The organism is uncultured Oscillibacter sp., from assembly GCF_910579365.1.
Classification (GTDB): domain Bacteria; phylum Bacillota; class Clostridia; order Oscillospirales; family Oscillospiraceae; genus Oscillibacter.
Map to the genome: position 1 here is coordinate 19,646 of NZ_CAJTUX010000007.1, position 23,785 is coordinate 43,430.

The window sequence follows — 23,785 nt, forward strand, 5'->3', positions numbered from 1 at the left end:
TAAATTGATTATTGAAGCGCCCGGGCCGGGGCTTTGGCAGAGGTGGAAACGTGTACTTAAAAGCATTGGAAATTCAAGGGTTCAAATCCTTTCCGGACAAGACTATTTTAAATTTCGGCGAGGATATCACCGCCATCGTGGGGCCCAACGGCTCCGGCAAGTCCAATATTTCCGACGCCATCCGCTGGGTCCTGGGCGAGCAGAGCGCCAAGGGCCTCCGGGGCGCGAAAATGGAGGATGTGATCTTTGGCGGCACGGAGCAGCGCAATCAGGTGGGTTTTGCCCAGGTGACGCTGGTGCTGGACAATACGGAGCGGATTTTCCCCTCGATGGAGGAGGCGGAAGTGGCCGTCACCCGGCGGTATTACCGCAGCGGAGAGAGCGAATACTACATCAACCGCCAGTCCGTCCGGCTCAAGGACGTGACGGAGCTCTTTTTGGACACGGGCCTGGGCCGGGAGGGCTACTCCATCATCGGCCAGGGCAAGATTGACGAGATTTTGTCCACCCGGAGCAGCGAACGCCGGGAGATTTTTGAGGAGGCCGCCGGCATTTCCCGCTTCCGCCACCGGAAGGAGGAGGCCGAGCGGAAGCTGGAGCGGACGGAGGAAAACCTGGTCCGGATCAACGACAAGATTTCCGAGCTGGAGCTCCAGGTGGGACCCTTGCGGGAGCAGGCGGAGAAGGCGAAAAAGTACCTCGTCCTCCGGGACGAGCTGCGGATTTTGGAAATCTCGGTCTGGCTGGAGAATCTGGATGCGCTGAAGATCAACGCCCGGAAGCTGGAGCTGGACTTCCGGGCGGCGGAGAGAGAGCGGGCCGAGGCCCGGGCCGCCTTGGACGCCCTCTATGCCGAGGCGGAGCGCTTCGGCGAGGAGATGCGCCGGAAGGACATGGAGGCTGAGCGGCTCCGGACGGAGGCCGGGGAGCTGGACGCCCAGGCGAAGGACCAGTCCGCCGCCATTGCCGTGCTGGAAAGCGGCATCGCCCACAACCAGGAGAACATCTGCCGGGCCCGGACGGAGCTGGTGGAGTCCGACAGCCGGGCCGGGGGTCTGGCGGCTCAGTCCGCCCAGGAGGCGGAGCGGGCGGAGGAGCTGTCCAAACGCCTGGATGAGCTGGGAATGGGGCTGGAGGCCCTGCTGGAGCGGGCCAGGACCGCCGCCGCCCAGGCGGGGGGGCAGCAGTCCCAGGCGGAGGCCCTGCGGGGCCGGGAGGCCATAGCCGTGGCCGCCGCCGCCGACGCCCGGGCGAAGGCCGCCGCCATCGCCGCCGAGAGCGGCCAGATGGAGGAACGGCGGGCCGCCCTGGAGACGGAGCGGGCCGCCGCCGCAGAGCAGCTGGACGAGACCCGAAGAGAGGCCAAGGCCAACCGCCGCCGCCTGGAGGAGGCCCGGGACGACGCTGCCGCCGCCGCCAACATCATCGCGGGCCACAGCCTGCGGATGGAGGAGCGGGAGAAGAAGGCCGCTGCCGCCGCGGACAGGCGGATGAAGCTGACCATGGACGCCGGGGCCCTGGAGAACCGCATCCGGCTTCTGACGGAGATGGAGAAGGACTACGAGGGCTTCTCCAAGGCCGTGAAGCTGGTGTGCCAGAACGGTCTGCGGGGAGTCCACGGCCCTGTGGCGGGATTGATGAAGACGGAGCAGCGCTATACCGTCGCCATTGAAATCGCCCTGGGGGCGGGACTCCAGAACATCGTGGTGGACCGGGAGGAGGACGCCAAAGCCGCCATCGGCTTTTTGAAGCAGCGGGACGGGGGCCGGGCCACCTTCCTGCCCCTCACCGCTATCCGGGGCGAGGAGCTGCGCCTAAACGGCGTGGAGCGGGAGTACGGCTTTGTGGGCGTCGCATCCCGTCTGGTGAGCTTTGACCCCAGGTATCAGAACATCTTTTACAACCTCCTGGGCCGGACGGTCATCGCGGAGGACCTGGACTGCGGCATCGCCATGGCCCGGAAGTACCGCAACGCCTTCCGGATTGTCACCCTGGACGGGCAGGTCATCAACCGGGGCGGGTCCATGACCGGCGGTTCCGTCTCCCGGAACAGCGGCGTGCTGAGCCGGGCGGCGGAGCTGGAAAAGCTCCACGGCCGCGCCGCGGACATGCGGCAGCAGCTGGAGGCCGCCAGGCGGGAGGAGGAGGCCGTTCAGCGGGACCTCTCCGCGGCCCGCTACGATCTGGAGACTGCCGAGGGCCAGCGCCGTCAGGCGGAGGATGCGGTCCTCCGGCTGGAGGGCGAGAAGAATCATTTTGACATTTTGCTCAAATCAATTGAGGAAAATTTGGAAAATCTGACGGGCGAGCTGGAGAGCCTGACGGGCCATTTGGAGGACAACGCCCGGCGAAAGGAACAGGCGGAGGCGGCCTTTGCCGCCCAGGAGGCCCAGGCCGCCCAATATCGGGAGCAGGCGGCGGCGGCGCTGTCCGGCCAGTCGGAGCTGCTGGCCCAGTCCAACGCCCTGTCGGAGGAAGTCACGGCGAAAAAAGAGGAGCTGGCGTCCCTGGCCGCCCAGCGGGACGCTGCCCTCCGCCGCGCCGGGGACCTCCGCCGTCTGGCGGCGGAGCTGACGGGAGACCGGCGGCAGAAGGAGGAGACGCTGGAAACCTATCAGAGGGCCATCGGCAAGGCCCAGGCGGAGATCGCCGCTCGCCGGGAAGACATGAGCGCATTGAACCGGCGGCGGGAGAGCTGCCAGGAGCGCCTGAGCACCCTGAACGAGGAGAAGCTGGACCTGGAGACCCGGCGCACCGCCCAGAACAAGGCCAGCCAGGAGATGAACGAGAACCTTTTGAACCTGGAGCGCTCCGCCTCCCGGCTGGAGCAGAAGCTGGCCACCTCCGGCATGGAGGAAAAGCAGATTCTCGACCGTCTCTGGGAACACTACGAGCTGAGCCACTCCGACGCGCAGGCCCAGCGCATGGAGCTGGAGAGCATCCCCAAAGCCGCCCGGCGGATTGGGGAGCTGAAAAAAGACATCGCCGCCCTGGGCACGCCCAACATCGGCGCCATTGAGGAGTACGACCGGGTCAATACCCGCTATACCTACCTGACGGACCAGCGGGACGACGTGGAGAAGGCCAAGGGAGAGCTGACGGCCATCATCGGCGGCATCACCGGGGAGATGACCCGGATTTTCGCCGAGCAGTTCCAGCTTTTGAACGAGAGCTTCCAGGCCACGTTCCTGGAGATGTTCGACGGCGGGCAGGCCCAGCTGGAGCTGGAGGACCCCGCCGATATACTGAACTGCGGCATTGAGATCAAGGCCCAGCCGCCGGGGAAGACGCTGAAAACCATCTCCCTGCTCTCCGGCGGCGAGAAGGCGTTTGTGGCCATCGCCCTGTACTTCTCCATTTTGAAGGTTCACCCTACGCCATTTTGCGTCATGGATGAGATTGAGGCGGCGCTGGACGACGTGAACGTCGCCCGTTATGCCCGGTATATGCGCCAGCTGGCGGGAAAGACGCAGTTCATTGTCATCACCCACCGCCGGGGCACCATGGAGGAAGCCGACGTGCTTTACGGCGTGACCATGCAGGAAAAGGGTGTCTCCAAGATGCTGACCATCAATTTGAACGACATGGCGAAGGAATTGGATATTCAATAATGAAAATAGGGAGTGTGAGGGTGAAGCGGTCTGTATTTTGCTTGTGGCTGCCGCTTTTGGGATTTCTGGGAACGATGGCCTGCCTGGTTTGCGGAGTGCAAAATAGTTGCAAGTACAGCGGCTTGGAAGACACGCGTCTTTATATCCTGCTTCTTGTATTTCTGCCGGTAATGATTTGTGGACTCTTCGTGGCGGCGCGGGAGTCGCGGCGGAGCGGCAAGGGAGAGGGGATAGGCCGCCGGGCTGGCGCTCCTTAACAAGGGATTCTATCAATAGAGGGAAAAAGACGGCCCAAAGGGCCCATACTTCTTTTTCTCTCTTCCATCGGGCGCGGCGCATTCTCTCTTTTCCTGCGGACAGAAAAAGAGAGAATGGGGGGCGCAAAAGCACCAGCCATCTTCATGGCTGAATCAACAAGGAGGACCTATGGGCTTTTTTGACAAACTAAAAAAAATCACAACCAACCTGTTCACCACCTACACCGAGGCCGACGAGGCCTTCTTCGAGGAGCTGGAGGAGACTTTGATCCTCTCCGACTTCGGCATGGAGATCGCGGTGGATACCGTGGAGAAGCTCCGGGAGAAGGTCCGGAAGGAAAAGCTCAAAAGCCAGGAGGAGGTTCGGACCGCCCTCCGGGAGATCATTGTGGAGGAGCTGGACGTGGGTACCACGGAGGTCAACGTCTCCACCTCTCCCTGCGTGTTCCTCTTCATCGGTGTCAACGGCGTGGGGAAGACCACCTCCATCGGGAAGATGGCGAACCTCCTCCGCTACGGCGGGAAGAAATGCCTCCTCTGCGCGGCGGATACCTTCCGGGCGGCGGCGGCGGACCAGCTGGAAATCTGGGCGGATCGGGCCAAGGCGGAGCTGGTTCGCCAGCACGAGGGCGCGGACCCCGGCGCGGTGCTCTTCGACGCGCTCCAGGCCGCCAAGGCCCGGGGGGTGGACGTGGTCCTCTGCGACACGGCGGGGCGGCTCCACAATAAAGCCAATTTGATGGCGGAGCTTGCCAAGCTCTCCAAGATCATCGACCGGGAGTGCCCCGGCGCGGCCCGGGAGACGCTGCTGGTACTGGACGCCACCACGGGTCAGAACGGCCTGGTGCAGGCCAAGACCTTCAAGGAGGCGGCGGGCCTTACGGGCATCATCCTCACCAAGCTGGACGGCACCGCCAAGGGCGGCATCGCCGTGGCCATCGCCAAGGAGCTGAACGTCCCCGTGAAGTTCGCGGGAGTGGGCGAGGGCATCGACGATTTGCAGCCCTTCGATTCTGAGGCATACGCGGAGGCAATTATCTAATTAAAAGGGGGCGGGCGTCATGTTCGATCGTTGTCCCCGCTACGGGGAGACCCTGAGGGCGGGGTTTTTGCGAAGCGGCAGCCGCAACATCCTTTGGTCCCCCTTTGACGGATGGAGGATTTCCTATCATCCTATATGGGAAGGGGAGCGTTCGCTCCAGGAAAAGAGGCTGGGAAGCGGCGTGAAGCTCCCCGCGCAGCGCTGCGAACACTGCGGCCTGATTTTGATTGAAACAAAGGAGGAATCGACTTGACCAGAGAAGACGGCCGGGCCTTCCATGAGCTGCGGCCTGTGAAGATCACGACGGATTTCGTCAGATTCGCCGAGGGAAGCTGCCTCATCCAATGCGGAGACACCATGGTTCTCTGCTGCGCCAGCGTGGAGGAGAAGACGCCGCCCCACGTCCCCTACGGGGAGGGCTGGGTTACCGCCGAGTACTCCATGCTGCCCCGGGCCAACCGGGAGCGGAGCCGCCGGGACGTGGCCAAGCTGAAATTGTCCCCCCGGAGCGCGGAGATTCAGCGGCTGGTGGGCCGGTCCCTCCGCTCCGCTGTGGATATGAGGCGGCTGGGGGAGCGGACCATCACCGTGGACTGCGACGTGCTCCAGGGGGACGGCGGGACCCGGACGGCCTCCGTCACCGGGGGCTTCGTGGCCCTGGCCCTGGCCTGCCGGAGGCTGGTGGAGAACGGGGACCTGGGGGCCAGCCCCATCCGGCACTGCGTCACCGGCGTCTCCGCCGGCATTGTGGAGGACACGCCGCTGCTGGACCTTCGCTACAGCGAGGACAGCCGGGCCCAGGTGGACCTGAACTGCGTGATGAACGAGCTGGGAGAGCTCATTGAAATCCAGGGCACCGGCGAGGGCCGGGCCTTCAGCCCCGCGGAGCAGCAGGAGCTGGTGCGCCTTTGCTCCAAGGGCTGCAAGGAGTTGCTGGCAATACAGAAAGAAGCGCTGGGAGGTAAATTCTAATGGCTGAGAAATTCGTGCTGGCCACCCATAACCTGAAGAAGCTGGCGGAGATGCGGGCAATTTTGTCCGGTCTGGGCGTGGAAGTCGTCACCCCCGCCGAGGCGGGAGTGGAGGTGGACGTGGAGGAGACCGGAACCACCTTCGCCGAGAACGCCATGCTGAAGGCGAAAGCGGTCTGCGCCGCGGCGGGCCTGCCCGCCATTGCCGACGACTCCGGCCTCTGCGTGGACGCGCTGAACGGCGGACCCGGCGTGTACTCCGCCCGTTACGGAGGAGAGGACCTGGACGACCGGGGAAGGTACCGGCTGCTGCTGAACAGCATGCGGGGCCAGACCAGCCGGGCGGCCCATTTCAGCTGCGCCGTGGCCTGCGCCTTCCCCAACGGGGACACGCTGGCGGCGGAGGGCCGCTGCGACGGGGCCATCGCCTTCGCCCCTATGGGGGAGGGCGGCTTTGGATACGACCCGGTGTTCCTGGTCCCGGAGAAGGGAAAGACCTTCGGCCAGCTGACGGCGGAGGAGAAGAGCGCGATTTCTCATCGCGGCAGGGCTCTGGCGGCCTTTACGGAGAAGCTGGGAACCTATTTGAAAAAATGAGCGTCTAGGCCCTGTTTGAAAAATGATAAAACACCGTCTTAGGGCATCTTTTTCCGCCAGGACGGCGTTGATTGGACTTGAAATCCGTCAGGATTCCTGCGTCCAATCGCCTCGCCTGGCAAAAAAATCTGCCCCAATCCGGCATTCCGCCAATTTTCAAACAAGGCCTGAAAGAGGACCCGCAGAATCCGCCGGTTTTTTGAGGAGCGGATGAAGCGGAATGGAGTTTGTGAGGACAATATGGATTTGACAAGTAAACAGCGGGCCCAGCTGCGGGGCCTGGCTAACGGCATCGACACCATCCTCCAGATCGGCAAGGACGGCATCGGGGAAAACCTCATCAAGCAGGCCGGCGACGCCCTGGAGGCCCGGGAGCTCATCAAGGGCAGGGTGCTGGACAACAACCTGGACTACGACGCCCGGAGGGCGGCGGAGGAGCTGGCCAAGGCCACCCGGAGCGAGGTGGTCCAGGTCATCGGGACGAAGTTCGTCCTCTACCGGGAGAGCCACTCCAAGCCCCGGGAGAAGCGCATCCAGCTGGTGAGAGAGCGGACAAGGAACCGGTAATCCCGTTTGTGAGGAGGCTTCCATTTTGAAAATCGGCGTATATGGCGGGGCCTTCAACCCGCCGCACTTGGGACATATTACCGCCGCCAAGGCGGTATTCGGGCTTTTGAAGCTGGACAAACTGCTGATAATCCCCACCGGACACCCGCCCCACAAGCGGCTGCCTCCCGGCAGTCCCGCCCCGAAGCAGCGGCTGGAAATGACCCGCCTGGCGGCGGAGCAGACCGGCCTGGGCCAGAGGGCCGAGGTGCTGGACATGGAGCTTTGGCGGGAGGGGAACAGTTATACCGCCGACACGTTGGAGCGGCTGCGGGAACAGTATCCCCAGGACGAGCTGTGGCTGCTGATGGGGACGGACATGTTCCTGACGCTTCAAAACTGGCGGGACCCGGAGCGCATCCTCTCCCTGGCGGGCATCGCCGCCTTCGGCCGCAGCGAGGCGGATACGGAGGAGCTGTTCTCCGTCCAGCGGGAGTTCCTCTGCCGGACGTATCCCCAGGCGCGGATTTTCACGCTGGTCATTCCCGGCGTGGTGGACGTCAGCTCCACCGGACTGCGGGAGCGGCTGGCGAAGGGGACGGACGGCGGGCTCCTGGCCCCGGCGGTGTACGGCTATATCCTGCGGGAGAAGCTCTACGGCACGGCGGCGGACCTGAAAAACCTCCCGTTGGAGCAGCTCCGGCCCGTGGCCCTGAGCTGCCTTGCCCACCGGCGCATTCCCCACGTCCTGGGCACGGAGGAGGAAGCCGTCCGCCTGGCGGAGCGCTGGGGGGCGGACGCGGAAAAGGCCCGGCGGGCCGCCCTTCTCCACGACTGCACGAAAAAGCTGAACCTTCCCGAGCAGCTGGCCCTGGCGGAGCGGTTCCGCGTTCCCCTGGACGAGCTGGAGCGGCGGGAGATCAAACTGCTTCACGCCAAGACCGGCGCGGCCATTGCCGAAACCGTCTTCGGCACGGACGGGGAGATCACCGGCGCCATCCGCTGGCACACCACCGGACGGGGCGGCATGACGCTTTTGGAGAAGGTCATTTATCTCGCGGACTACATCGAGCCCAACCGGGATTTCCCCGGCGTGGAGGAGCTGCGGCGGACCTGTTACGAGGACCTGGACGCCGGGCTGCTGCTGGGGCTGGAGATGACCATCCGGGAGATGGGGGACGCCCCCATTCATCCCAAGACCCTGGAGGCCAGGGACGCGCTGAAAGGACAGAGATAGAAGCATGAGCAATGTTGGAAAGCGAGTGGCGGGCGGGCAGGGACCCAAGCCCCCAAGGAAGGGGAAGCTGACCCGCCGGCAGATTCTGCTGATTGTGGTGGTTGCCGTGCTGGCCGTGGCGCTGGCGGCGGCGCTGGCGGTCCGGAGCCTCTTCATCCGGCCGGAGCTGCCGGTGCGGAACGACCCCCAGAAGACCCAGGACCTGGACGGGGACGGCCAGCCGGACGGGCCGGAGGAGATCGACTACGGCGACGGCATCCGTCCCCGGGGCGGCGACGGCGAGCGGAAAAGCGAGGACTATTGGACCGTTTTGATCCTGGGCCGGGACACCGGCGGCGGCGGGCTGACGGACACCATGCTGCTGGCCAGCTATGATGTCACCAACCAGAAGGCCACCGTCATGTCCATCCCCCGGGACACCATGGTCAACGTCCCTTGGGACGTGAAAAAGCTCAACAGCGTCTACAACGGCTACGGCGGCGGCGAGAAGGGCATGCAGCACCTCTATAAGGAGATCGCCCAGCTGGTGGGCTTTGAGCCGGACTTTCAGGTCGTGGTGGAGTGGGAGGCCGTGGGCGAGATTGTGGACGCCATCGGCGGCGTGTACTTCGACGTGCCCCGGGACATGAACTACGACGACCCCTATCAGGACCTCCACATCCACCAGGAAAAAGGCTACCGCCTTCTAAGCGGGGATGACGCCATGCAGGTCCTCCGCTACCGCCACGACAACCGGAAAAACGGCGTCACGCTGGGATATACCGAAGGCGACGTGGGCCGCATCAAGACCCAGCAGGCGTTTTTGAAGGCCATGGCGGAGCAGGTTTTGCAGCCGAAGAACATGACCAAGGTCGGGCCGCTGATGGAGGCATTCAACAACAACGTGGAGACGGACATGAGTTTCCAGAACATCCTCTGGTTCGGCAAGTCTGCGGTGCTTGGGGGATTGAAGATGGAAAATGTGAACTTCGTCACCATGCCGCACTACCTCAAGGATGACGTTTACAGCCGGACCTATGGGACGCAGGGATATGTGATGCCCAACGCCAGGAAGCTGCTGGACCTGGTGAACAACGAGCTCAGCCCCTTCAAGGAGGTTTTCACCCTGTCGGACCTGGACATCATGTCCGTCAACGCCGACGGCAGCCTCAGCTCCTCCACCGGCTATGTGGAAGACAAACGGGCGGCCCTGCCGCCTCCCAGACCGGAACCGGAGGAGGAAGAGGACCCGCCCGCTGTGGACGAAAACGGCAATCCCATCGACCCGGAGACAGGCCTGCCCCTGGACCCGGAGACCGGCGGGCCCATTGCCGCGGACCCGGGAGCGGGGGAGAGCGGAAGCGGCGGGGCGGACGCCAACGGAGCCCCGGCCTCCGGCGGCCCGGCGGAGCCCGGCCAGCAGCCGGACGCCGGCACGGCGCCCGCTCCGGAGACGCCGGAACCCGCGCCTCCGGACGCTGTGGACCCCGTTCCAACGGACCCGGTTCCCCAGACACCCCCGGCGGACTCCGCAGAGCCCGCCCCCGCGCCGGAGGTTTCCGCAGATCCCCAGCCCCCGGCGGACCCGGGCTTCACCCTCATCGAACCGGACCCCGCCGCGTAACCATACCATTCACATACGATCAGGAAAGAGAGGAATGTCTATGACACCGAAAGAGCTGGCCATCATTGCCGCCAAGGCCCTGGACGAAAAGAAGGGCAAGGAGATCAGCGCCATTGAAATCACGGACCTGACCACCCTGGCGGACTATTTTGTCATCGCCACCGGCGGCTCCAACACCCAGATCAACGCCCTGTGCGACGCGGTGGAAAAGGCCCTGAAGGAGCAGGCGGGCGAAGCGCCCCTCCACCGGGAGGGGCACCGGGACGGCACCTGGGTGCTGCTGGACTACGGATGCCTGGCGGTCCATGTCTTCTCTCAGGAGGCCCGGGAGTTCTATGACCTGGAGCGCCTGTGGTCCGACGGGAAGCCCCTGGACCTTGGCGGCGTGCTGACTGCGGACTGAAGCGCGGATAAAAACCGGGAGGGAGACGGATTCGTCTCTCTCCCGGTTTTCTTATGGCTCAGTGCCTGGAGGAGGAGCGGCTGTGTTTCAGCAGATTCTCCAGCGTCTTCAACAGCTTCTCGATGTCGATGGGCTTGGAAATGTGGCCGTCCATTCCGCTTTTGAGGGCGGCCTGTTTGTCCTCCTCAAAAGCGTTGGCCGTCATGGCCAGAATGGGAATGGAGGCCAGTTTCGGGTTCTCCAGCGACCGGATGGCCCGGGTGGCCTCATAGCCGTTCATGACGGGCATCTGCACGTCCATCAGCACCAGCTGGTAATGCCCCGGCTGAGACTGGCGCAGCAGGTCCAGGGCGATCTGCCCGTTCTCCGCGATTTCCACGGTGAAGCCCGCCTCCTCCAGGATGACTTGGGCGATCTCCTGGTTCAGCTCGTTGTCCTCCGCCAGCAGGATGCGGCCCAGATTGTGGGAGAACGCTTTCTCCGGTTCGTCCTCCTCCGGCTCTTCCTCCGTGCTGACAATGGAAAGCAGGCAGTCCCGCAGCTCGGAGAGGAACAGGGGTTTGCCGCAGAAGGCGGTGACGCCGGCCTCCAGGGCCTCGTCCTCGATATCGGCCCAGTCGTACGCGGTGAGAACGATGATGGGCACGTTCTCGCCGCACTCCTTGCGGATTCTCCGCGCCACCTCGATGCCATTCATGTCCGGCAGCAGCCAGTCGATGATGTAGATGGAATAGTGGTCCTGGCGCATCATGGCCTGACGGGTGCGGAGCACCGCCTCCTTGCCGGAGAGGGTCCACTCCGCCCGCAAGCCAATCTGCTGAAGCATGCAGCTGACGCTGTCGCAGGTGTTGAAATCATCATCCACTACCAGGGCCCGGCAACCGGCCAGCTCCGGGATGGTGGTGGGCTCCTTGCCCTCGGAGCAGAGCCGGAAGGTGAGCGAGACGGTGAATTCCGTCCCCGCGCCCTGGCGGCTCTTAACCGAGATGGAGCCGTTCATCATCTCCACGATATTCCGGGTGATGGCCATGCCCAGGCCGGTGCCCTGGATGCCGCTGGTGGTGGAGTTCCGTTCCCGCTCGAAGGGCTCGAAGATGTGGGCGACAAATTCCTCGCTCATGCCAACGCCGGTGTCCCGGACGCTGAATTCATAGGAGGCGTGGCCGGCCGGGGCGGCCGGCTTCTCCGTCACCCGGATGCTGACGATGCCGCCGGCAGGAGTGTATTTCACGGAGTTGCTCAAGAGGTTTAAAAGAATCTGATTCAGCCGCAGCCGGTCGCAGAAGATGTCCTCGTGGATCACATCCACGGCGTCCATGTACAGCTCCAGCTGTTTGGCGTGGACATCCGCCTGGACGATGCTTCGAAGGCCGTGGAGGATATCCGGCAGGGAGCAGGGCTTCTCATCCAGGTACATTTTGCCGCTTTCAATGCGGCTCATATCCAGCACGTCGTTGATCAGGCTGAGGAGATGATTGCCGGAGGTCATGATCTTCTTCAGATAGCTCTCCACCTGTTCCCGGTTGTCGATATGGGTGGTGGCCAGAGCGGTGAAACCGATGATAGCGTTCATGGGCGTTCGGATGTCGTGAGACATGTTGGAGAGGAACACGCTCTTGGCCTTGCTGGCCCGGTTGGCCTGGGAGAGGGCGTCCTCCAGCAGGGTCTTCTTCTCCATCTCCTCCCGGGTTTCCTCATCCACACTGCGAAAGCCGATGACCACGCCCCGGCTGTTGTCCCAGTCCCCGATGGGTACGGCCTTCATCTGGAAATAGCGGATTTCTCCGCCGCAGACGGCCCGGTAATTGAGATAATAGACCCTCCTGATCTGCAGCTCCTGCTCCAGATGGTCCCCGGCGAAGATGTCGCGCAGAAGGTCCTGGTCGTCCACGTATACGCAGGTTTGAATATAACGCTCCATACTCTCCTGCATTTCCAGCTCCCCGGAAAAGAGCTGGTCCAAAATGCCATAAGCACAGTGGTGGGTCCGCAGAGCGTTCCCTTTGCGGGTGTCCAGGTCGAAGAAGCAGACCAGATTGTAGTCGATGCTCAGGGCCTGAATCAGCGCCTGCTGGCGGCGCTCCTTTTGCAGCAGCTCTTCCTGTTCCCGCAGCTTTTGCGCGGTGCAGTCCAGAAGGAAGCGCTGGTAGAACAGCTCGCCGTTTTCCTCCATCAGCTTCACGTTGCCCATTACGTGAATGACCTCTCCGTTGCTGTGAAGAACGCGGTACTCCACACTGACGCTGTCCCCCGGGTTTTTCAGGGACTTGATGCAGCCCAGAAGCTTCTCCCGGTCCTCCTCAACGACAGAGGTGGCGATGGTGTCGAAGCCGGCCCGGGTCAAGTCCTCCTCGGTTTGATAGCCCAGAATTTCCAGGGCGGCGCGGTTGACGCTGAGAATCCGGACCCCGTCCAGACTGTGGCACAGCACGCCGCAGTCCATGGTGGTGAACAGCGTCTCCAGCGCCTTGTTTTCCCGGCGCAGCTCTTCCTCGTAGGCGCGCTCCTTCGTCACATCAATGGCCACGCCCACCGTGCCCATAACGCTGCCGTCCAAGTCGTACAGCGGGGACTTGTAGGTGGTCAGAAGACGGGCGCCTCCTCCGGTTTGGATAGACTCCTCTGAAACGCAGGTCTTCTCCGTCTCCATGACGACGCGCTCCGACTCGATGCAGGCGGGATCGTCCTCTTCCACATCCCATATGTAAGCGTGCCGCTGGCCCTCAACCTGTTCTTTGGTTTTTCCAACGGTTGTGCAGAAACTGTCGTTCACCTTCTCGTGAACGCCGTCCTTGGTTTTGTACCAGACCAGATTGGGGACGCTGTTGATGGCGGCCTCCAGGTATTGGCTGGTCTCCCAGAAGTCCCTGCGGAGCTTGCAGGACTGCTGCCAGCGCTGAAAATGGAAGCGCAGTTCTTCGCCGGACATGGGGAGGGTCCAGACGTCGGAAACGGCGGAGAGCCGCCCGGCGAGGGCGGACAGCTGTTCCCGCTCCGCCAAAAGAATGAGCTCCGCCCCGGCGGCTGCCAGCGTCTGGACGGTTTTGCCAGCGTCCGTTTCCCGGAGATCGGCGATAATCACATCGGCCTTGGCGGCGAGGTTCGGGTCCGGCTGAACGCTCTCCAAAAACGTGTGAGTAAACTGGCCGAGGGGTTCGGATTCCCGAATGGGGTCAAACAGCTCTCTCTTGGGACCCATCAGATAGAGCTGCATGCGGCAATGATACATATGCGTTCTCCTCCATATGGTTTGCGCGTTAACGGCGGACGGAAGGGCAAACAGCCCGCCACTTTACTCTATTCTACATTTTAACGGCTGAAAGACCTGGTGTCAACCTTGGGGTGGGCCTTTGAGGGCCGGAATTGCGAAATTTCCGGGAAAAAGAAAAAGCGCACGGCAAGGGATGCCGCGCGTCCAAGGGCGATCAAGTTTCCCCGGCGGAGCTGCTGGGGGTAGAAAAACGAAAGTAAGGTTTCTGGAAAACAGGGGCTTGACAAATGGGAGGGAAATTTTTGCAAAACGGTTGCACAGCCAGGTGCAACTGCCCGGGAAGAGAAACACCTTGTGGGTTTGGACAAGAGCCGGAAAAGAAAAGCCGCCCCAGGCGGAGGCGGGGCGTTCTGCGGCCTGCGTCCGGATACTAAAATGAAGAAGGAGAGGAGAAGGCTTATGGACGAGAACCGTTCCCGGTCCTGCGGCGGAGCGGCGAACGCCGCCGGGGGAAGGAGCAGGAAAACGTCGACTTGGGTTCTGGCGCTGCTGGGGCTGTTTCTGCTGGCGTTCATCACGGCGATGACTGTCATTTTCTGCGTCAAGGGCTCGGAGCCGGCGACCCTGATCCAGTACACCCTGGGTGCGGGAGGCGTGGAGGCGCTGCTGCTGGCGGGCATCAAGATCAGCAAGGTCGCCGCCGGAAACCGGTGCGGAGAGAAGGAGGAAACGAATGGATAAAAACATAGGGAAGCGGCTGGGGACGCTCCTCAGCGTGAAGAGTCTGGTGACGCTGGCGCTGACGGCGGTGTTTTCCGTCATGGCTCTGGGAAAGGGGATTTCTCAGGACTTTATGACGGTGTACGCCGTGGTCATTGCCTTCTACTTTGGGACCCAGAGCCAGAAGGTGCAGGATGTGCTGGAGGGAAGCGGATATGGCAACGGCTGAAAAGGTTCTGCGCATTGCCCAGGGTGAGCTGGGGACGAAGGAGCGTCCGGCGAACTCCAACCAGGTCAAGTACAACACCTGGTATTATGGCCGGGAGGTCTCCGGCCCCGCGTATCCCTGGTGCATGGTATTCTTGCAGTGGGTGTTCCACCAGGCGGAGGCGTCCCGTCTTCTGCCGGTGCGGACGGCCTCCTGCGGGGCGCTGATGCGGGCGGCGAGGACGGCGGGACAGTGGGTGGAGCGGAACTTCCGCCCGGGAGACGTGGTGATTTACGACTTTTCCGGCGGCGGCAGCACCGACCACACGGGAATTGTGGAACGGGTGACAGCCTCCGGCGTGGTAGCCATCGAGGGCAACACCAGCGAGGCCGGCAGCCAGTCCAACGGTGGGGAGGTGTGCCGGAGAACCCGGCCCAACCGTCAGATCGTGGGCGCGCTGCGCCCCAGATATGAGAAGGAGGAGACCAACATGGACAACACAGCAAGCCCCGCCCATAAAGAGGGCGTGGAGTGGGCCGTGAAAAACGGCATTCTCACCGGAGACGCGCAGGGGGACCTGAAATTGAAGGATCCGGTGACCCGGCAGCAGCTGTGCACAATGCTCAAGCGGCTGGCGGACTATTTGAAAAAATAAGCGGAGAACACAAAAAAGCGGGCGGGACCAAAGGTCCCGCCCGCTGCTTTATATGCCGGATTCCTCCGGGTCCCCGGCGTTTCGCCAGGGCCCGGCGCGGTAGAAGAGAATGGACATGACGGAGGCGATGGTCCAGCCGATGGGCCAGGCGCACCAGATGCCTGTGGAACCCAGGGCCGTTTCCGCCAGCGCCGCCGCCAGCGCCACCCGCAGAACCAGATCGGTGAAGGTGGAGGTCATGAAGTGCAGCATTCTTCCGGAGCCCCGGAGGATGCCGTCGGCCACCAGCTTGACGGAGACCAGGAAGTAGAAGGGGGAGAGGATGCGCAGAAAATACACGCCGGTTTGCAGGGCCGTCTCCGTGGGCTGGTCCAGGAAGAGGCGAAGGACATGCCGCCCGGCAAAAAAGTACAGCAAAAACAGCGGCAGGCTCAGCAGCCACACCAGCTTTACCCCGGCCCGGAAGCCGGACCGAACCCGGGAGAGCTTTTTCGCGCCGACGTTCTGCGCCGTGTAATTGGAAACGCCGTTTCCCAGGGTGGTGAAGGAGGTGATGACCAGATTGTTCAGCTTTACCGCCGCGGAGTAACCCGCCATAACGCCGGTGCCGAAGCCGTTGATGACCCCCTGGATGAAGATGTTGCCCACGGAGATAAAGCTCTGCTGAAGGATGCTGGGGATGGCGATGAGGGCAATTTTCCGCAGGAGGAAGAGGGAGAAGAGCGGGTGCGGCTCCTGGGTTTCGATGCTTCGCAGGCGCAGAAAAACCGCCCCCACCGCCAGCACGCAGCTGACGCCCTGGCAGAGGAAGGTGGCCCAGGCCACGCCGGCGACGCCCATGTCGAAAACGGTGACAAAGAGAATGTCCACCGCGATGTTGGACGTGGAGGAGGCCGCCAGGAAGAGAAAGGGCGTCCGGGAGTCCCCCAGGGCGGAGAAGACGCCGGTGGCGATGTTGTAGAAAAAGACGAAGGGGAGCCCCCAGATGTAGATATCCAGATACAGCTTGGACGCGGAGAAAGCCTCCTCCGGGGTGTTGATGAGCCGGAGCAGCTCGCCGCAGCCCAGGACGCCGGTTACCATCAGCGCGGCGCAGAGGACGGCGCTTGCAATGCTGGCGGTGGAGACCGCCGTCTTCATTGTCCCGTATTCCCTGGCTCCGAAGAGCTGGGAGACGACGACGGAGCAGCCCATGTTGCAGCCGAAGGCAAAGGCCAGAAAGATCAGCGTCACCTCGTAGCTGTTGCCCACGGAGGCCAGGGCGGTTTCACCGATGAATTTTCCGGCAACGAAGCTGTCGGCGATGTTGTAGAGCTGCTGGAAGAGAATGCTTCCAAACAGAGGAAGACAGAACCGCCAAAGGACGGTTTCCGGTCTTCCCACAGTCAAATCCCGATTCAGATCTTGACGCATAGGGGGACACCTCGCTTTTCAATTTCTCTGCGGCTTTTGATTATAGTCCCCAAAATCGGAGGTGTAAACCGTCATTTTGACGGTTATGAAAGAAGGTCCTGGGGCGGAGCGCCAGCCGGGCAGGGAGAGGAAGGGCTGGACCTTGACGGTCAGATCAGCGCCTGTGCGGACGTGATGAATGTGTTCCGGGGCTGATTCGCCGCTGCGGCAAATGAAACGCGGACCGCATTGCGGTCCGCGTTTTCCGTTATCCGACGCTTAGGTACTCCTCCAGGCAGAGGCCCTGCTCCGTGATCTCCCGAGCGGCCTCCCGCCCCACATAGCGGTAGTGCCAGGGCTCGTAGCCCACGCCGGTGAGGGCGCTTTTCTCCGTGGGATAGCGGAGGATGAAGCCGTAGTCCGCGCAGTGCGCCATCAGCCACTTCTGGACCTCCGTCTTCTCCTGCCCCTCGTCCAGAAGCTGGTAGGACTTGTCCACAATGTCCACCGCCAGCCCCGCCTGGTGCTCGCTGGTTCCGGGGCGGGACACCCACCGGGCGGCCAGGGCCTCCGCCTCCTCCCGGCTCCCGGCCTGAGAGAGGCAGGATCGAACCTTTTGTTCAAAAAGCGCCTCCTGCTTTTCCTGAGTCCGGTACGAGGAGCAGATCATCGGCTCCAGCCCCTCCGCCCGGCAGGCATCCATCATCCGCTGGAGGTCCGGATAGACCCGCTTGTCGATGGAGTGCCCGTTGACCAATTGGGTGAACTCCGGAATGGAGAAGCCCTCCGGCAGGGGATGGTCCCCGTTGACCAGGATCAGGTTCCAGCCGTCCTGAGGGGAGGCGGTTTTCGTCTCTCCGCTGGAGATCACCGCGCCGGGGACGGTCCGGATGCGGATGGCCTGGGCGTCCCCGGTCCCCGGCTCCTCCGGGAGAGGGGCGGAGGTCTGGGAGGAGGCGGCCGCCGGGGGAAAGGGTACGTCCCCGACAGCTCCGGCCCTCCCCAGCAGAAAGCCCCCGGCGAACAGCGCCAGCCCCAGAAGAACGGGCAAAAGCAAGGGGGACCGTTTTCTCCGCCGGGCCCGGGAGGGCGCCGGACGGCGGGACCTGGAGACCGTGGGCTCGTCCCACTGCATAGGCGAGGCGGCGTAATACTCCCGGTCCGGGAGCGGAAATTCATGGATTACGCAGGAATGAGAGAAGGACATAGAAAACAGCTCCTTTGCCTTTGAACTGTCTCTATCTTAAAGCCTGTCCCCGTCGAAACCGAAACATTCCTGCATCAAAGTCTCACCGTTTTTGTATCGAAACGGCATCATTATAGAAGCCGGAGTCAGTAGGAAGGCCCATGGCGGTCAGGGTGTCGCTGTCCACCGTCTCCAAATCGATTTGCAGGATGATGCCCATAAAGTCCCTATACCGCTGGACCCAGCAGAGAGCCCGGCTGTCCGCCAGGCGGAAGCCGGCGCTGCTGTCTTCGTGAGCCTCCAGCAGTTCGTACTCCAGCCCCAGGTCCTCCAGGAAGGTCCTGCCGATGGTCTCCGCCGCGGCGGGAAAGTCCCGGAGCTGTTTGGAGAACAGCTCCAGGGCCAGGATATGCCCGGATTCCTGGTCCAGGTACAGAGAGAGGATTTTTCCGGCCTTTTGGTCGTAGGCATCCAGCATGGCGAAGGACGCGCTGGACAGGTCCCGCTGGTCCCGGAGATAGAGAAGGCTGGCGGAAAAATCCGCGTTATAGACGCCGGAAGTTTCCGGCAGGATGCCCAGCTCCGCCAGCTTTTGCAGCTCCGTCCGGGCCTGAGCGGACAGCTCCTTCTGCTTTTCCGCCTCCGGCTCCTGCTGCACGATGGTCAGAAACTCCGGCATGGAGTGATACTGGACCAGCAGCCACACCCGGCCCGGCAGCTCCGGGGGCTTGAAGGGAAAGTTGTTGTCCGCCGTCAGGGGCTCGGCGTGGACGGTGCCGGCGAGCTCCACGTCCTCCAGCGTGGAAAGGCGCAGGGGCAGCAGGGCCAGGGCCGCCACCGTCAGGGCTGTCAGGACGGGGAAGAGTCCGTTTTTCCAGTTTCGCACGGCGCGTCTCCTTTCTTTAAACGGACCCGGACGCAGGCGCCCCTGTCCGGCTCGCTTTCGATTTCCAGCGTCCCGCCGTGGAGCTCCGCGATCCGGAGGCACAGGGCCAGCCCCAGACCCGCGCCCCCCTGGGCCCTGGCCCGGGACTTGTCCACCATATAGAACGCCTCCGTCACCCGCCCCAGCTCCTCCGCCGGGATGCCCTTGCCCTGGTCCGTCACCTGGATGCAGCAGTCCTCCCCCTGGGAGAAGCCCTCCAGCAGGACCTCGCCGCCGTGCTCCATGGCCTTCCGGGCGTTGTCCAGAAGGTTTACGCAGACGGTCTCCATCAGGTCCGGCTCCATCAGCGCCAGAACCGCCTGCGCCTGGACACGCAGGCGGATTCCCGCCTGGGAAAGCGGCGGCTCCATGGCCCCGGCCACCCGGCGCAAAAAGGCGTCCAGAGGGACCGGGCGGAGGGGAAAGTCCTGCCGCTCCAGCACGATGAGGTCCAGCAGCTTCCGGCTCAGGGCCTCCAGCCGGCGGCCCTCGCCGAAAATATACCCGGCGCTCTCCCGGACCTGTTCCGCCGTGACGGGCCGGGAGCGGAGGAGGTCGGCGTAGCCGATGATGGAGGTCAGGGGCGTTTTGATCTCGTGGGCAAAGCTGCCGATAAAGTCCTCCTGCCGCCGGGAGGCGGCCCGCAGCTCCGCCATCTGCCGCTGAATGCGGTGGGCCATGACGTTGAAGTCCGCCGAGAGCTGGGCGATCTCGTCGTCCCCGTTCACCCGGACCCGCTGGTCCAGGTCTCCCTCCGCCATCCGGCGGGCGGCGGCGGAGAGGCGGGCCAGAGGCCGGACCAGCATGGCGGCCACGGCCAGGGACAGGACGCCCACCGCCCCGGTGAGAACCAGCATCAGGGAAAAAAAGCTCTGGTACTGCTGGGACCGGGTCTGGAAGAGCTCGCTGACCTCCCGGCAGTTCTCCAGGTACAAAATGCCGTCCTCCAGGGCCAGGGGACTGGCGGCGTGGAGGTAAATCGGGCCGTCCCCCAGGGCCGCCATGACCCAGCCCCGCTGTCCCTCGGGCAGGGCGGCGGTGAGGGCCGCGGCCTCCACCGGCAGCGCGCCGCTGCCGCCCAGGGCTTTCCCGGTCTCGTCGCTGAGGCGGAAGGAGACGGTTCCCCGGCCGGTGGTGATGGTGATGCCGCCGGCGGCCTGGGCCAGCTCCTGGCGGCTGTAGAGAGGGTTGAAGGCCAGCTCCTGGGCCAGGGCGAAGCGGAGAAGGTCGTTTTCCTCATACAGGGCGTCCACTTCCCTCTCCAGGGAGGAGCGGAACTGCGCGCCAATGAGGGCGTAGCCCCCGGCGGAGCAGGCCAGAGCCGTGATGAGGACCATGCTGCAAAAGAGCTTCCAAAACAATTTCAAGACCATTCCTCCTTTGCCTGCGCGGGGGCGGGGCTCCGTCCCGACCCCCGCCTTCGGTCCGGATATGTCCTGTGGAGCGGGGCGGAGACTGCGCGGGGCCGCCCCTACATCTCCAGCCGGTAGCCCACCTTGTACACGGCCACCAGGCGGTTTTCCAGCCCCAGCTTCTTCCGCATCCTTTGAATGTGGAGGTCCACGGTGCGGCTGTCTCCTAAAAATTCCTCCCCCCAGACCTTCTCGTAAATGCGGTCCCGGTAGAGGGCGATGTTCTTGTTCTGCATGAACAAAAGCAGCAGGTCGTACTCCTTGGCGGTCAGCGCCACGGGCTGCCCGGCCCGCCGCACCACGCGGCTGGCGGTGTCGATCTCGATGTCCGGCGGCAGGGAGAGGACCCGTCCCGTCTTCCCGCAGCGGCGCAGAACCGTCTCCACCCGGGCCAGAAGCTCCATCAGTTCGAAGGGCTTGACGATGTAATCCTCCGCCCCCAGGCGGAGGCCCTTCACCCGGTCCTCCAGCTGGCCCTTGGCGGTGAGGAAAATGACCGGCACCTCCAGACTTTTGCAGTACTCCAGGACCTCGTAGCCGTCGGCCTTGGGGAGCATGATGTCCAGCAGCGCCAGGTCGAAGGGACGGGACTCCAGCTTGTCCGCCGCGTCCGCGCCGTCGGGGGCCCAGACGCAGCGGTAGCCCGCCCCCTCCAGGGCGGTCTGGATGAGGTGGGCGATGGGGGCCTCGTCCTCGGCAATGAGAATGTTGTTCACGGAGATTCCTCCTTTTCTCAGGATGCCTGTGGCTATATAGTCAACGCAGTTGAAAAGGAGCAAAGCTCCTTTTCAACCGGCGGACCAAAGGTCCGCCGGCGCGTAAGGCGCGTATGCGTTTCCTATGAAGTCTGGCGCAAAAGGCCGCATGCGCGGCCCGAAGCGCTGCATAGCAGCGCTTCGTTGAAAAGAATCCATTGGATTCTTTTCAACTGTGCAGGCTATAGTCTGCATCATCCTTCCATCATTCTTGCATCATGAACGGCGGGGACCCCTCCGGCATAAGCTGGTGTAGTCCCATCTGAAAGGAGGACGCCGGAAGTTTGCTTCCGGCTGCTTATATGGAACAGAATGTTATGCGGCAATTTGCCGTCGGCTCCGCCCGGACCGCTGCGGAGCCCGTTATTCCCCTGCCCAACCCGGGCGAGGGCGGTCCCGTCTATCCCGGCAACATGAACGACGGCGCGGCCGATTCCGGCCAGGTGCCGGTGATTCCTCTGCCCAATCCCGGCGAGGGCGGCCCCGTCTATCCCGGCAACACCGGCGGCGGCGACGCGGCGGAGCCCGTCATTCCCCTGCCCAACCCCGGCGAGGGCGGCCCTGTCTACCCCGGCAATACCGTCGGCGGCGGCGGCAACCAGATCTGGACCTGCCCCAGCGGGAACTGCGGCGGCATCATCGTTCTGCCCGGCGTTGTGGGCGGGGTGTGGCCCGGGGCGGCCAAGGTGCGCTTTCTGAACGCGGGCTATGGCTATGCCGCCTTCCGCATTTTTGTCGGGAACCGCCGCTTTGTGAACCTTTTGAATTACGCCTCCGCCACGACCTACGGTCAGGTCAGCGCCGGCTATCAGACGGTGACCGTCACCGGCACAAACGGCTATATCTACATCCAGAAGACCATGCCCTTCCAGGCCAACGGCATTACCACCATCGCCATCGTCAACACCGCCGGCGGCCTGGACCTGATGCAGATCACCGACAGCTGCTGCCCGCCCACCAACGGGTACTCCAGCTTCCGCATCGGCAATCTGGCCTATAACAGCGGGCCCCTGGACGTGATCATGAGCGACGGCCGGGTGGTCTGGGCGGATTTGCGGTTCAAGGAGGTCGCCTCCTTCAAGCGCATCATGCCCGGCACCTACCAGTTCTTCTACGCCGACACGAACCTGACGCCCATGCCCGCGGGGCTGGACATCGAGACTCTGGACTCCGCGTGGCTGGGTGTTTACCCGCCCCAGGAGACCTTTGGTTCGCTGTATCTGGACGTGACCAGCAACGCCATTTACAGCGTCTATCTCCTCCAGAGCGGCAGCGGACGAAACAACATCCAGAACCTGATTCTGATGGACCGCTGACCCCCAGCAGGACGCCCGCGCCGTCTCTGGCGCGGGCGTTTTGTCAGAGCGTGAGAATCCCCAGGTGCTCCAGCAGGATTTTCAGGCCGATGAGAATCAGAATGACGCCTCCCGCCAGCTCCGCCCGGGCCTTGTACCGCAGGCCGAAGACGTTGCCCACCTTCAGCCCCAGGGCGGAGAGCAGGAAGGTGGTGACGCCGATCAGGGACACGGCGGAGGCGATATGGACGTCCGGCAGCAGGGCGAAGGTGACGCCCACCGCCAGCGCGTCGATGCTGGTGGCCACGGCCAGGAGGAACATGGTCCGGACGGAGAAGGAGCCGTCGTGGTGTTCCTCGTCCTGGGAGGAGCTCTCCTTGACCATGTTCCCGCCGATAAAGGCCAGGAGGAGGAAGGCGACCCAGTGATCGAAGGAGACGATGTACTGCTCGAAGGTGGAACCCAGCAGGAAGCCGGCGGTGGGCATCAGGGCCTGGAACCCGCCGAACCACGCGCCGGTGAGCAGGTAGTGCCGGGGGCTCAGGCGCTGAACGGACAGGCCCTTGCAGACGGAAACGGCAAAGGCGTCCATGGAAAGGCCGACGGCGATGAGAAACAGTTCAAACATGTTCATAGAAGCGCCTCCCGGAGCTGTAGTTGTTAAATGATACCACAACCATATTCTGCCTGTCAATGAATATGCCTCTTTCGTGTCGAAAGGCGCTGGGAGGGCCGCTTCTGCGCCTGCCTGCGGGGGCCGGACGCAGGGCGGAGGGGCAGGTCCTCCGCCCTGTGTTCACGCCAGGATGTCCAGCTCCTTGTATTGGGCGATTCGTTCCGCCACAGTCTCCCAGGAGGGGGAGGAGCAAATAAAGTCGTAATCGCTCCAGATTCGCCCCAGCTCCGCCTGGACCTGGGGAGCCTCCTCCGGCCGCCCCGCGCCGGTGCGGACATAGTAATCCGGCAGCAGCGCCTGGGCGATGATTCCCGTCTCCGGTTCGGGGGGCTCCTGCCCCTGACTGAGGGCGGCGATCATCTCCAGGTGCCCGCTGAGATAGGCCTCGGCCTCCAGATGGGCTCCCATGAGGCCGTTGAGGTCAAAGACCTGGAAGGGCGCGCCGCTGGGGACGGCGGTCTCGCTCCCCGCTCCCCAGAAGGCCGGGTCGTCCCCCAGGGCGTAGAGGGCGCTGCTGAGGGCCTCCAGCCTGTTAAGCTCCTCCTCCGCGGGGGGGTTCTGAAAGCTTTTCAGCACCATGTCCACCGCCCAGCCCAGGCGGCCCAGCGCCTCGCAGCCGGGAAGGGCGGACAGCCGCTCCCCCAGTTTGACCAGACGGGCGAGAGAGAGCAGGCCCCAGACCCGGACTCTGGCGTTTCCAAGTCCGGCGGCCTTTTCCTCCACCTGGGCGGGGACGTCGTTGTACAAAAGGTGCTCCTCCTCCAGCCGGCCGATGCGGTCGGAGCAGTCGTCCGCCAGCGCCTCCCCCACTTTTTCATAGACGTCGTCCCGGGCGCTGTAAATCGTGTCCGCCCGGTGGAGCCACAGCTGGGCCCGGTTCAGCTCCCCCCGGTCCATGGCGGCCGCGCCCAGATCATAGTACGCTTTGGCAAGTCCCGCCCAGTCCCGCTTTTTCCGGCACTCCGCCAGACGGTCCTCCGGAGAGGAGGGTTCTTTTTTTCCAAATAGTTTGAACATCCAAAAAACGCTTCCTTTCACATAAGTTCGCAATGAAAAATATAGCGTGCTCCCAGCAAAAAGTCA

General features: G+C 63.5%; 21 protein-coding genes. 13 read left to right on the forward strand and 8 right to left on the reverse strand.

Going from position 1 to position 23,785, the window contains the following annotated elements; genetic code table 11:
• The first annotated feature begins 50 nt into the window (after positions 1-50).
• The 9 genes from smc (at position 51) to rsfS (ending at position 10,267) form a co-directional block, all read left to right on the forward strand.
• Positions 51-3,611, forward strand: a complete 3,561-nt coding sequence (gene smc, locus QZ329_RS03470; RefSeq protein WP_295748352.1) for a chromosome segregation protein SMC — start codon at positions 51-53, stop codon at positions 3,609-3,611.
• Between the two features lie 426 nt (positions 3,612-4,037).
• Entirely contained in the window at positions 4,038-4,910 is an 873-nt protein-coding gene (gene ftsY, locus QZ329_RS03475; protein ID WP_295748354.1) for a signal recognition particle-docking protein FtsY, read from the forward strand.
• Between the two features lie 19 nt (positions 4,911-4,929).
• Positions 4,930-5,163, forward strand: coding sequence for a PF20097 family protein (locus QZ329_RS03480; protein WP_295748356.1), 234 nt, complete (start codon positions 4,930-4,932; stop codon positions 5,161-5,163).
• On the forward strand, positions 5,160-5,882 hold the full coding sequence (gene rph / locus QZ329_RS03485; RefSeq protein ID WP_295748357.1) for a ribonuclease PH: 723 nt from the start codon (positions 5,160-5,162) through the stop codon (positions 5,880-5,882). Before QZ329_RS03480 ends, rph begins: the two co-directional genes overlap by 4 nt.
• Positions 5,882-6,478: an XTP/dITP diphosphatase gene (locus QZ329_RS03490; RefSeq protein WP_295748359.1), complete on the forward strand. Its 597-nt coding sequence runs from the start codon at positions 5,882-5,884 to the stop codon at positions 6,476-6,478. The genes rph and QZ329_RS03490 overlap by 1 nt, the downstream gene beginning before the upstream one ends.
• 240 nt (positions 6,479-6,718) lie before the next feature.
• Complete coding sequence (gene yhbY / locus QZ329_RS03495; protein WP_295748361.1) at positions 6,719-7,045, forward strand: ribosome assembly RNA-binding protein YhbY; 327 nt, start codon at positions 6,719-6,721, stop codon at positions 7,043-7,045.
• A gap of 25 nt (positions 7,046-7,070) precedes the next feature.
• Complete coding sequence (gene nadD / locus QZ329_RS03500) at positions 7,071-8,261, forward strand: nicotinate (nicotinamide) nucleotide adenylyltransferase (protein ID WP_295748363.1); 1,191 nt, start codon at positions 7,071-7,073, stop codon at positions 8,259-8,261.
• A 4-nt stretch (positions 8,262-8,265) separates the two neighbouring features.
• Complete coding sequence (locus QZ329_RS03505) at positions 8,266-9,864, forward strand: LCP family protein (RefSeq protein ID WP_295748366.1); 1,599 nt, start codon at positions 8,266-8,268, stop codon at positions 9,862-9,864.
• 40 nt (positions 9,865-9,904) lie between these two features.
• Positions 9,905-10,267: a ribosome silencing factor gene (rsfS, locus tag QZ329_RS03510; RefSeq protein ID WP_295748428.1), complete on the forward strand. Its 363-nt coding sequence runs from the start codon at positions 9,905-9,907 to the stop codon at positions 10,265-10,267.
• 58 nt (positions 10,268-10,325) lie between these two features.
• Here rsfS and QZ329_RS03515 read toward each other — a convergent pair whose 3' ends face one another.
• The gene (locus QZ329_RS03515; RefSeq protein WP_295748368.1) at positions 10,326-13,496 is read right to left on the reverse strand and encodes a response regulator; all 3,171 of its coding nucleotides are present in this window, start codon (positions 13,494-13,496) and stop codon (positions 10,326-10,328) included.
• A gap of 441 nt (positions 13,497-13,937) precedes the next feature.
• On the opposite strand from QZ329_RS03515, the gene QZ329_RS03520 reads away from it, so the two are divergent.
• The 3 genes from QZ329_RS03520 to QZ329_RS03530 are packed head-to-tail and all read left to right on the forward strand — an operon-like array spanning position 13,938 to position 15,061.
• Positions 13,938-14,219, forward strand: a complete 282-nt coding sequence (locus QZ329_RS03520) for a hypothetical protein (protein ID WP_295748370.1) — start codon at positions 13,938-13,940, stop codon at positions 14,217-14,219.
• The gene (locus tag QZ329_RS03525; protein WP_295748372.1) at positions 14,212-14,427 is read left to right on the forward strand and encodes a hypothetical protein; all 216 of its coding nucleotides are present in this window, start codon (positions 14,212-14,214) and stop codon (positions 14,425-14,427) included. Before QZ329_RS03520 ends, QZ329_RS03525 begins: the two co-directional genes overlap by 8 nt.
• Positions 14,414-15,061, forward strand: coding sequence for a CHAP domain-containing protein (locus tag QZ329_RS03530; RefSeq protein ID WP_295748374.1), 648 nt, complete (start codon positions 14,414-14,416; stop codon positions 15,059-15,061). Before QZ329_RS03525 ends, QZ329_RS03530 begins: the two co-directional genes overlap by 14 nt.
• Positions 15,062-15,109: 48 nt before the next feature.
• Here QZ329_RS03530 and QZ329_RS03535 read toward each other — a convergent pair whose 3' ends face one another.
• The 5 genes from QZ329_RS03535 to QZ329_RS03555 form a co-directional block, all read right to left on the reverse strand.
• Positions 15,110-16,462, reverse strand: a complete 1,353-nt coding sequence (locus tag QZ329_RS03535; RefSeq protein ID WP_295748430.1) for an MATE family efflux transporter — start codon at positions 16,460-16,462, stop codon at positions 15,110-15,112.
• A 259-nt stretch (positions 16,463-16,721) separates the two neighbouring features.
• On the reverse strand, positions 16,722-17,660 hold the full coding sequence (locus tag QZ329_RS03540; protein ID WP_295748376.1) for a M15 family metallopeptidase: 939 nt from the start codon (positions 17,658-17,660) through the stop codon (positions 16,722-16,724).
• Between the two features lie 82 nt (positions 17,661-17,742).
• A complete protein-coding gene (locus QZ329_RS03545; RefSeq protein ID WP_295748378.1) occupies positions 17,743-18,525 on the reverse strand; it encodes a hypothetical protein in 783 nt (260 codons plus the stop codon).
• Positions 18,489-19,931, reverse strand: coding sequence for a HAMP domain-containing sensor histidine kinase (locus tag QZ329_RS03550; protein ID WP_295748380.1), 1,443 nt, complete (start codon positions 19,929-19,931; stop codon positions 18,489-18,491). Before QZ329_RS03550 ends, QZ329_RS03545 begins: the two co-directional genes overlap by 37 nt.
• 104 nt (positions 19,932-20,035) lie before the next feature.
• Complete coding sequence (locus QZ329_RS03555; protein WP_295748382.1) at positions 20,036-20,692, reverse strand: response regulator transcription factor; 657 nt, start codon at positions 20,690-20,692, stop codon at positions 20,036-20,038.
• Positions 20,693-21,048: 356 nt separating this feature from the next.
• Between QZ329_RS03555 and QZ329_RS03560 the strand changes: the two genes are divergently transcribed.
• The gene (locus QZ329_RS03560) at positions 21,049-22,047 is read left to right on the forward strand and encodes a DUF4397 domain-containing protein (RefSeq protein WP_295748383.1); all 999 of its coding nucleotides are present in this window, start codon (positions 21,049-21,051) and stop codon (positions 22,045-22,047) included.
• 43 nt (positions 22,048-22,090) lie between these two features.
• On the opposite strand, the gene QZ329_RS03565 is transcribed toward QZ329_RS03560, so the two are convergent.
• Complete coding sequence (locus tag QZ329_RS03565) at positions 22,091-22,660, reverse strand: manganese efflux pump MntP family protein (RefSeq protein WP_295748385.1); 570 nt, start codon at positions 22,658-22,660, stop codon at positions 22,091-22,093.
• Positions 22,661-22,822: 162 nt separating this feature from the next.
• Positions 22,823-23,719, reverse strand: a complete 897-nt coding sequence (locus tag QZ329_RS03570; protein WP_295748387.1) for a hypothetical protein — start codon at positions 23,717-23,719, stop codon at positions 22,823-22,825.
• Between the last annotated feature and the right edge of the window lie 66 nt (positions 23,720-23,785).

Bases quoted from the DNA above. Each gene is read 5' to 3' on its own strand.
- ftsY (WP_295748354.1), top strand. From the start codon at position 4,038: ATGGGCTTTTTTGACAAACTAAAAAAAATCACAACCAACCTGTTCACC.
- QZ329_RS03480 (WP_295748356.1), top strand. From the start codon at position 4,930: ATGTTCGATCGTTGTCCCCGCTACGGGGAGACCCTGAGGGCGGGGTTT.
- QZ329_RS03490 (WP_295748359.1), top strand. From the start codon at position 5,882: ATGGCTGAGAAATTCGTGCTGGCCACCCATAACCTGAAGAAGCTGGCG.
- yhbY (WP_295748361.1), top strand. From the start codon at position 6,719: ATGGATTTGACAAGTAAACAGCGGGCCCAGCTGCGGGGCCTGGCTAAC.
- QZ329_RS03505 (WP_295748366.1), top strand. From the start codon at position 8,266: ATGAGCAATGTTGGAAAGCGAGTGGCGGGCGGGCAGGGACCCAAGCCC.
- rsfS (WP_295748428.1), top strand. From the start codon at position 9,905: ATGACACCGAAAGAGCTGGCCATCATTGCCGCCAAGGCCCTGGACGAA.
- QZ329_RS03515 (WP_295748368.1), bottom strand. From the start codon at position 13,496: ATGTATCATTGCCGCATGCAGCTCTATCTGATGGGTCCCAAGAGAGAG.
- QZ329_RS03520 (WP_295748370.1), top strand. From the start codon at position 13,938: ATGGACGAGAACCGTTCCCGGTCCTGCGGCGGAGCGGCGAACGCCGCC.
- QZ329_RS03525 (WP_295748372.1), top strand. From the start codon at position 14,212: ATGGATAAAAACATAGGGAAGCGGCTGGGGACGCTCCTCAGCGTGAAG.
- QZ329_RS03530 (WP_295748374.1), top strand. From the start codon at position 14,414: ATGGCAACGGCTGAAAAGGTTCTGCGCATTGCCCAGGGTGAGCTGGGG.
- QZ329_RS03540 (WP_295748376.1), bottom strand. From the start codon at position 17,660: ATGTCCTTCTCTCATTCCTGCGTAATCCATGAATTTCCGCTCCCGGAC.
- QZ329_RS03560 (WP_295748383.1), top strand. From the start codon at position 21,049: ATGCGGCAATTTGCCGTCGGCTCCGCCCGGACCGCTGCGGAGCCCGTT.
- QZ329_RS03565 (WP_295748385.1), bottom strand. From the start codon at position 22,660: ATGAACATGTTTGAACTGTTTCTCATCGCCGTCGGCCTTTCCATGGAC.
- QZ329_RS03570 (WP_295748387.1), bottom strand. From the start codon at position 23,719: ATGTTCAAACTATTTGGAAAAAAAGAACCCTCCTCTCCGGAGGACCGT.